At 66.6% G+C, this 404-nt stretch carries 1 protein-coding gene; it reads left to right on the forward strand.

Going from position 1 to position 404, the window contains the following annotated elements; translation table 11 throughout:
• Positions 1-404, forward strand: a 404-nt coding sequence (locus tag EN969_RS35075; RefSeq protein ID WP_281060064.1) for a carbonic anhydrase, incomplete at both ends; no start/stop codon positions are given.

Genomic DNA, 404 nt, shown 5'->3' on the forward strand with positions numbered 1-404 from the left:
CTCACAGAGAGCGGGCGCTATCGCGATCTCGCTCGCGAAGGCCAGGCGCCGGAGACGATGATCGTCGCCTGCTGCGATTCGCGTTCGGCGCCCGAGGCGATCTTCGACGCTGGGCCGGGCGAACTCTTCGTTCTGCGCAATGTCGGCAATCTGGTGCCGCCCTATGCACCCGACGGCGAGTTCCATTCGACCTCGGCGGCGCTTGAATTCGCCGTACAGAGCCTCAAGGTCAAGAACATCGTCGTCATGGGCCATGGCCGCTGCGGCGGCATCCGGGCGGCGCTCGACAGCAATTCCGCGCCGCTGTCGCCGGGCGACTTCATCGGCAAGTGGATGAGCCTGATCGCGCCGGCGGCCGAAACCGTCTCCTCCAGCACCTTCATGACCGCCTCGGAGCGCCAGAC

Origin of the sequence: Mesorhizobium sp. M7A.F.Ca.CA.003.01.2.1 (assembly GCF_003998945.1) — a bacterium.
GTDB lineage: Bacteria > Pseudomonadota > Alphaproteobacteria > Rhizobiales > Rhizobiaceae > Mesorhizobium > Mesorhizobium ciceri.